The 3873-nt window shown below is 70.6% G+C and carries 4 protein-coding genes; 2 read left to right on the top strand and 2 right to left on the bottom strand.

The features are described from left to right. Together ACFW2E_RS18365 and ACFW2E_RS18360 are read right to left on the bottom strand one after the other, a co-directional pair. A partial coding sequence (locus ACFW2E_RS18365) for a universal stress protein (RefSeq protein WP_384467580.1) occupies window positions 1–468 on the bottom strand: 468 nt, incomplete at its 3' end. 859 nt (window positions 469–1327) lie between these two features. Then, window positions 1328–2899, bottom strand: a complete 1572-nt coding sequence (locus ACFW2E_RS18360; protein WP_384467578.1) for an oleate hydratase — start codon at window positions 2897–2899, stop codon at window positions 1328–1330. A 333-nt stretch (window positions 2900–3232) separates the two neighbouring features. Between ACFW2E_RS18360 and ACFW2E_RS18355 the strand changes: the two genes are divergently transcribed. Together ACFW2E_RS18355 and ACFW2E_RS18350 are read left to right on the top strand one after the other, a co-directional pair. After that, window positions 3233–3634 carry an amino acid permease gene (locus ACFW2E_RS18355; RefSeq protein ID WP_384467576.1) on the top strand — a complete coding sequence of 134 codons (402 nt, stop codon included), beginning with the start codon at window positions 3233–3235 and terminating at the stop codon, window positions 3632–3634. Further along, the coding region (locus tag ACFW2E_RS18350) for an amino acid permease (protein ID WP_384467574.1) at window positions 3628–3873 on the top strand (246 nt) is incomplete at its 3' end. The genes ACFW2E_RS18355 and ACFW2E_RS18350, both read left to right, overlap by 7 nt.

Raw genomic sequence — 3873 nt, 5'->3', positions numbered from 1 at the left:
CGTGGCGGTGCTGGGGCGGCCGTCCGGGCCCGGCTGATGCTCGTCCTCCGCGGAGCCACCGGAGCGTACGAGGACGACGGGCCGCTCGCTCTGCGCCACGACGCCGAGCCCGACCGAGCCGACCAGGAAGCCGGCCACGCCGCTCAGGCCCCTCGACCCGACGGCCATCGCGTCGGCGTCGGCGGACGCCGCCAGCAGCGCCGTCACCGGCGGCCGCTCGATCTGCTCCGAGGTGATCTCCAGATCCGGGTGAAGGGTCTGCAGCCGCTCGGTCGCCTCGCGCAGGACGCGCCCGCCCCAGTGCCGGTGCGCCGCATCACGCGGCTCCGGCTGGGCGTACGGCTGCCAGTCCCAGGCGTGCACCAGATGCAGCGGCAGATCCCTCAGCTCCGCTTCGCGCGCGGCCCACTCCGCGGCGGCCAGACTTTCGGGCGAGCCGTCCACTCCGACGGTCACGGTACGGGGCATGACGAGGACCTCCTCGAGACGAATGGGGCCTGTTGTGCGGCCCGTTGACACCGTGTCGGCGCAGGAGCTGGGCCGGCAGGGCCGAGTGGCCCGTGATCACGGGGGCGCAGGACCCCGACGACCTGGCGGGTGGCCCTGGCCACCCCGGCCGGCGGAGGCGGCATGCCGGCCGTGCCACTGGGTCCACGGTTCGTCTCACGGCGCCGTCACGACGCGGGCGAGCGGCAGCGACCACATCGGCGATCCCCTCGTCGGTGAACGACAAGGCGTCGTTCAGGCGCACGGGCAGAAGGGGATTTCCGCCTTCCCACGAACGGCATCCCCCGGATCGGCACCGCCCGGAACGGTCGGCGGTGCACCCGACGGCCGCCGTGAACCAGCACGAGGCCCGGTGGTCGTGGCCCTCGCCTGCTCACCCCCGCGTCCTGGCCGTATGAGGCCGCATGGCCCACAGGACGGGGCCGGTCAACCCTCCTCCGCAGCAGGACGGCAGCGCAGGGTTGACGGTACGGGGGGCGAACCGTGCGGAGGAGCCGTCATGCAGACCAGGGAAGTCGCCGCCACAGCCGTTCAGGCCCTGCCGGCCGGGCGGTGGCGCGCCGTCGCTCCACAACACCCAGCCCTGGCAATTCCGCCTGAACCCCGCTACCCGGTGCCATCGCCTGTGCAGGCAGTGGCGCTCCGTTCGTCAGCCCCAGTACTCCGGATCCACTCCGGACTCGGACCAGTCGTCGACGCATCCGCGCAGATCATGTCCTCGGCTTCGTGGCAGGTCGTTCGTGGACCATGGCGCCTCCGGCTGCCGAACGTGGCCGTTGGCCTGCCGAATCCCTGGCGGGCAGCCTCAGAAGCCGGCCGCTTACCGGCGGTGCATGGTCTCCAGGGCTGCTGCCAGCACGTGCGGGTCGTGGTGGCCCTTGTAGACGGCGGGCGGTTGCGTGTCGAGGTTGAGGAGCTGGGACACCGCCGTCCAGGCGGTGCGCACCGAGTACTCGACGGTGAAGACGACGTCGTCGGGCACCTCCGCGAACTGCCCGATGAAGGCCAGGTTCACCGACCCTTCCGGCACGACCTTCGGCCGGTCCTCCCGGCGCCGGACCAGGAACTGGCTGGTGATGTACGGCATCACGCAGGGCAGGACGGTCGACGTCTCCCGCACCCGGGCCGCGACCTCCTCGTCGAGGCGCAGGTGGTGCAGGACCTCGTCGAGGATCTCCGCGCCCGAGCACTCGGTCATGGGTTTGCCGGCGTGGTTGCCCGCGCGATCGGGGAAGAGGCCGTAACCCCACCAGACCCCGACGTCCTCGGGCTGGCCCTGGTAGACGGGCTGGCGCTGGGCGACGATGGTCAGCAGCCAGTTGGAGTCGGTGAAGGTCATCAGGCCGCCCTTGCCGGCCGGGCGCCCGCTGAACTTCTCCAGTGCCGCGAGGAAGGCCGGGTCCTTGGCGGTGACGGTGAACGACTCCCACTTCGACTCCTTGACGTGCTTGTCGAAGGCGTCCGGGTTGCCGAAGTCCTCGCGCCCCCGGGCCACCCGGTGCCACAGCAGCCATGCGTCCGAACGCTCGGGGGCCGGCGGGGGTGCCGTGGTGTGCGAGCCGAGGCTGGAGGCGTCGGTCATCGAGCCGTTGGTGACGAAGACCAGGTCCTCGGGGGCGACGGCGATCTTCTCGTCGCGCCCGTCGCGCTTGAGGTAGATGGTCTCGACCGTGCCTGACCGGACCCCCGGTGTGAAGGCGAGGTCGGTGACGCGGCATCCGGTGTGCACGGTGACGCCCCGCTCGCGCAGCCATTGAGTCAGGGGCCGCACGATGGAGTCGTACTGGTTGTAGCGGGTGCGGTGGATGCCCGACATGGAGGCGAACTCGGGGAAGAGGTGGATGAACCGCCGCAGGTAGCGGCGGAACTCGATCGCGCTGTGCCAGGGCTGGAAGGCGAACGTGGTGCACCACATGAACCAGAAGTTCGTGGTGAAGAAGTGCTCGCCGAAGCAGTCCGTGATCCGCTTGCCGGCCAGGTGCCCCTCAGGGGCCGCCAGGCAGCGCACCAGGTCCAGCCGGTCGTGTTCGGAGAACCCCATCGAAGCGGTGTCGACGATCTTTCCTTCCCCGTCGACGAGGCGTGCGATGTCGTCCCAGGCGAAGTCCTCGTGCCCGGCCAGGATCTCCTGCGTCACCGACACCGAGGGGTCGTCGAGCGAGGGGATGGTGGACAGCAGGTCGTAGGTGCAGCGGAACTCCGCCTCGAACATGCGCCCGCCGCGCATGGTGTAGCCGACCTCCGGCGTGCCGCCCGCGTCCAGGCTGCCGCCGATGGTGCGCCGGCCTTCGAAGAGGTGGATGTCCGCTCCGTCGAACCCTCCGTCACGGATCAGGAACGTGGCCGCGGCCAGCGCCGCGACCCCGCTGCCCACCAGATACGCCTTCGCCATCACACCACTCCTCGTCCTTGCCCGCCGATCGGGACCAACGGCATCCACGGTTCCCCATGGACGCCATCCCGTCACTGGGCCGATGGTCACCGGCCCACGGCCCGCCCGGACTTGAAGCACGGACCCGCAACGGCGGATGTCCCGGGGGTGAGCGGCAGACGCGTTCGGGTGCCCGTGGGGGCGAGGCAGGGTTCAGCTGGCCGCCCGCTGTCGGGACCATCGGGTCTGGTGAGGGCCTTGTGGCCCTGACCGCGGGTGTGGCGGCGAACGAGGATCGATCTCGGATCAGGCGGATCAGTGCGATCCGCAGCGACCGCAACAAGGAGCGCAGTCATGTCCAGTCCCACCCGGAGCGGTTCAAGACCGGCTCCCACGGCGGCACTCGGCCTTCCCGCCGCGTCCGCCCTCGTGATCGGCAGCATCATCGGGACCGGCGTCTTCGCCCTCCCGTCGGCCCTCGCACCCTACGGGCCGAACTCGCTCGTGGCGTTCGTCGTCGTCACGCTGGGCGCGCTCGCGCTGGCCATGACCTTCGGGTCGCTGTCGAAGCGCGTACCGGCCAGCGGCGGGCCGTACGTCTACGCCCGTGAAGGCTTCGGGGAGTTCGCCGGGTTCCTCAACGCCTGGTCGTACTGGATCACCGCCTGGGCCGGGAACGCCGCGATCGTGGTGGCGTGGGTCGGCTACGTGGAGGTGTTCGTCAACACCGGGCACCGAAAATGGGTTTCGTGCTGATCACGCTGACCGGTCTGTGGATCCCCGCCGCGATCAACCTGACCGGGGTGCGGAACACCGGCGCCTTCCAGGTCGTCACCACGGTGCCGAAGTTCGTCCCGCTGGTCTTCATGGCCACCGTCGGGCTGCTGTTCATCGACCCGGACAACTTCGGCGCCTTCAACGCCAGCGGCCAGTCCACGCTCGGGGCGATCTCGGCCGCCGCGGCCATCGCCCTGTTCAGCTGCCTCGGCCTGGAG

The sequence above is a fragment of the Streptomyces sp. NPDC058964 genome (assembly GCF_042741275.1).
GTDB lineage: Bacteria > Actinomycetota > Actinomycetes > Streptomycetales > Streptomycetaceae > Streptomyces.
Note: the sequence above shows the minus strand (reverse complement) of the source record. Positions and strands in the feature narration are given on the sequence as shown.

Coding starts and splice junctions, on each gene's coding strand:
- ACFW2E_RS18355 (WP_384467576.1), top strand. CDS start 3,233: ATGTCCAGTCCCACCCGGAGCGGTTCAAGACCGGCTCCCACGGCGGCA.
- ACFW2E_RS18360 (WP_384467578.1), bottom strand. CDS start 2,899: ATGGCGAAGGCGTATCTGGTGGGCAGCGGGGTCGCGGCGCTGGCCGCG.